The following is a 2,782-nucleotide window of genomic DNA, read 5'->3' as shown; positions in this document are numbered from 1 at the left end:
GTACGAGCAGGTGCTCGTACGGGCCGCCGCCGTTTCGCGCCGGGCGCGGGCCCGGTCAGGCCTTCTTGACCACGCTCGACTTGAGCTGCATCGCGCCGAACCCCTCGATCCGGCAGTCGATGTCGTGGCCGTCGACGCCGTCGACCAGACGGATGTTGCGGACCTTGGTGCCCGCCTTGATGCCGGAGACGCTGCCCTTGACCTTGAGGGCCTTGACGACGGTCACGGTGTCGCCGTCGCTGAGCACGTTGCCGACCGCGTCCCGGATCACCCGCTCGCCCGGGCCGGCCGGTTCGGCGGCGCCGCCTGCCGCGGGCATCCACTCGTGGCCGCACTCCGGGCAGACCATGAGGGCGTTCATCTCATAGGTGTACTCGCTGGAGCACGACGGGCACGGGGGGAGGTGGTCGCTCATGCGCGCGGGCTGTCCTCTCAGGTCGGGCCGGGGGTCGGCGGCTCGCCAGCATGTATGAAGTTGAAGAATTTTTCAAATCGCTTGTTCGACGGCATCCGACCGCGGACGGTGACGTTCCCGGCCGGGCGCGCGCGCAGGCCGTGGACGCCGGTGCCCGATGACTGGTATCCAGGCCACTGGCAGCGCGACCGGCGGCCGGCCGGCGCCCACCGCCCCCTGCGGGCTCACCAGCCCACGGACGGAAGGGTGTTGAGGCCGGGCCGGGACGTACAACCAGGAAAGCGGAGACGATGCGCAGAGTTCTGATCGTCGGCGCCGGGCAGGCCGGCCTCCAACTGGCCCTGGGGCTCCAGGCCCACGGCTACGACGTGACGGTGATGACCGACCGTGACGCGGACGCGGTCCGCAGCGGCCGGGTGCTGTCCACGCAGTGCATGTTCGACGCCGCGCTGCGGACCGAACGCGACCTCGGCCTGGACCTCTGGGCGGACGCCGCACCCCGGATCGAGGGCCTCGGAGTCTCCGTCGCCGGGCCGCAGTCCGCGCGGGTGATCGACTGGGTCGGGCGCCTGGACGCGCCCGCGCAGTCCGTCGACCAGCGGCTGAAGATGCCCGCCTGGCTGGAGACCTTCGCCGGGCGCGGCGGCCGGGTGGTGATCCGCCCGGTGACCGTCGGAGACCTCGAACACCTCTCCGGCTCCTACGACCTGGTCCTGGTCGCGGCCGGAAAGGGCGATCTGGCCGCGATGTTCGAGCGCGACCACGAGCGCTCCCGGTACGACCGGCCGCAGCGCGCGCTGGCCGCCAGCTACGTGTACGGGCTCGGCCCGCGCCCCGAGCACGACTTCCCCGCCGTCCGCTGCAACGTGGTGCCCGGCATCGGCGAACTGTTCGTGATGCCGGCGCTGACCGCGGCCGGCCCGTGCGACATCCTGCTCTGGGAGGCCGCCCCGGGCGGCCCGGCGGACGCCTTCGACGGGGTCCGCGACCCGGCCGAACACCTGCGGGTGACGCTCGACCTGATGAAGGCCTTCACTCCTTGGGAGTACGACCGCGCCCGGGCCGGAATCGAACTCACCGACGCCGGCGCCACCCTCGCCGGGCGCTTCACCCCCGCCGTCCGCCACCCGGTCGGCGAACTGCCCGGCGGCGGAGCGGTGCTGGGCGTCGCGGACGTCGTCGTCCTCAACGACCCGATCACCGGCCAGGGCTCCAACAACGCCGCCCGGTGCGCGGCCGGCTACCTCGACGCGATCCTCGCCCACGGCGACAAGCCGTTCGACCGCGACTTCATGCGGGCCGCCTTCGACCGCTTCTGGCAGGCCGTGCGCCCCAGCACCGTCTGGAGCAACGCGATGCTCGCGCCGCCGCCCGAGCACGTCCTGCACCTGCTCGGCGCCGCCGGTCAACTCCCGCCCGTCGCCGACCGGTTCGCCAACGCCTTCAACGACCCGGCCGACCTGGAGCAGTGGTTCCTCGACCCCGCGAAGGCGGCCGCCTACCTGGAGTCGTTCACCCCGCAGGACTGACCGCAGCGGATCGGCCGGGGCGGATCGGCCGCAGCGGGCCGGCCGGGGCGCCCGAGCGGACGGCGGGCCCCGGCCGCCATGGGGGCGGTGCACCGGAGCGCCGGTCACGGCTCGCTCAAGTGCGGCTGAGGCAGGAGCCGGTGTTGCGCCCGGCGAGGTGGGCATCCGGCCAATGTGCCGAGCGCCCGGGTCCGGCGCGGCCGGCCGCGGCCTAGAGTCGCCAGTGGGCGGCGCGACGCCGGGGTCAGGACGATCCGCGTGCACCGCCGCACCCCCGGGGGCCGGCACACCCCTCGGCCCCCACGCCTGCACAAGCGCACCTCGGCCTCGACCGCCACCCCAAAGGAGTCCGATATGTCCGACATCGCCATGTCCGCGTCCACATCCACCCCGGGCCTCGACCTCCAGGACCTGGACCTCAGCGAGCTGACCGTCACCGCGCTGCGCGACACCGTCGCCCTGCCGGAGAACGGCGGGTCCTGGGGGTCCTGCTCCTGCCAGGCCTCGTCCTCCTGCGCCCAGCCGAACCTGCCCGGCGCGGACTCGTTCTGACCATCCGTCAATTCATCTCGAACATCCGGGAGACCACATGTCGGACCACTTCGAGGACGTCCTCGCCCTCGACGACCTCGACCTCGGCGAGCTGACCGTCACCACGCTGCGCGACACCGTCGCCCTGCCCGAGACGGGCGCCTCCGGGGCACCCAGCTCCAGCTCCTGCGGATCGTCCTCCTGCGCCGCTCCGCACCCGCCGACCCAGACCTTCTGAGCCCGGCGTCGCCAAGTCCCCGTTGAACAGCGCGTGTCGGCGTGGGGGGGGGGGGCGCCCCCGGGGGCG

Annotated in this window: 4 protein-coding genes; 3 read left to right on the top strand and 1 reads right to left on the bottom strand. The window is 73.4% G+C overall.

Annotated elements, in window-relative coordinates; all coding sequences use genetic code 11:
• Positions 1–55: 55 nt before the first annotated feature.
• Positions 56–415: a zinc ribbon domain-containing protein YjdM gene (locus ACFV6D_RS11145; RefSeq protein WP_063345891.1), complete on the bottom strand. Its 360-nt coding sequence runs from the start codon at positions 413–415 to the stop codon at positions 56–58.
• A 290-nt stretch (positions 416–705) separates the two neighbouring features.
• Between ACFV6D_RS11145 and ACFV6D_RS11140 the strand changes: the two genes are divergently transcribed.
• From ACFV6D_RS11140 to ACFV6D_RS11130, 3 genes are all read left to right on the top strand, one after another.
• Complete coding sequence (locus ACFV6D_RS11140; protein ID WP_063345890.1) at positions 706–1,944, top strand: styrene monooxygenase/indole monooxygenase family protein; 1,239 nt, start codon at positions 706–708, stop codon at positions 1,942–1,944.
• A gap of 354 nt (positions 1,945–2,298) precedes the next feature.
• The gene (locus tag ACFV6D_RS11135) at positions 2,299–2,496 is read left to right on the top strand and encodes a thiazolylpeptide-type bacteriocin (RefSeq protein WP_244293239.1); all 198 of its coding nucleotides are present in this window, start codon (positions 2,299–2,301) and stop codon (positions 2,494–2,496) included.
• Positions 2,497–2,533: 37 nt separating this feature from the next.
• Positions 2,534–2,713 (top strand): thiazolylpeptide-type bacteriocin, encoded by a 180-nt coding sequence (locus tag ACFV6D_RS11130; protein ID WP_380559314.1) that lies wholly within the window; start codon positions 2,534–2,536, stop codon positions 2,711–2,713.
• Positions 2,714–2,782 lie beyond the last annotated feature (69 nt).

Origin of the sequence: Kitasatospora sp. NPDC059812 (genome assembly GCF_042732075.1) — a bacterium.
Taxonomy (GTDB): domain Bacteria; phylum Actinomycetota; class Actinomycetes; order Streptomycetales; family Streptomycetaceae; genus Kitasatospora.
This window is presented reverse-complemented; position numbering and strand designations above follow the sequence as displayed.